We start from the raw sequence: 381 nt of genomic DNA, 5'->3' as shown, positions 1-381 counted from the left end.
TTAACTTCCGATAAAGGAAATAAAAAATAAGTGGCATCCCTAAGGGGATTCGAACCCCTGTTACCGCCGTGAAAGGGCGGTGTCCTAGGCCTCTAGACGATAGGGACACTAAAACTATTGAGTAAATGAACATTGAATAAACAAGGGTCAACTACTTAGAAAAGCATCAAACAAGATTTTCATCTCGCTTTTATGATTGAAACGTTCTTCAACCAAAGGAAACAACAAGACCTAGTTTGTTATACCCTTTTTACCCATTTATTAACTTCCGATAAAGGAAATAAAAAATAAGTGGCATCCCTAAGGGGATTCGAACCCCTGTTACCGCCGTGAAAGGGCGGTGTCCTAGGCCTCTAGACGATAGGGACACTAAAACTATTG

At 40.7% G+C, this 381-nt stretch carries 2 tRNA genes; both read right to left on the bottom strand.

Going from position 1 to position 381, the window contains the following annotated elements:
• Positions 1–31 precede the first annotated feature (31 nt).
• Positions 32–107: transfer RNA gene (locus H4J66_RS00950), tRNA-Glu, on the bottom strand.
• Positions 108–292: 185 nt separating this feature from the next.
• A tRNA-Glu gene (locus H4J66_RS00945) sits at positions 293–368 on the bottom strand.
• Positions 369–381 lie beyond the last annotated feature (13 nt).

The organism is Colwellia sp. MB3u-55 (assembly GCF_014076785.1).
Taxonomy (GTDB): domain Bacteria; phylum Pseudomonadota; class Gammaproteobacteria; order Enterobacterales; family Alteromonadaceae; genus Colwellia_A.
Note: the sequence above shows the minus strand (reverse complement) of the source record. Positions and strands in the feature narration are given on the sequence as shown.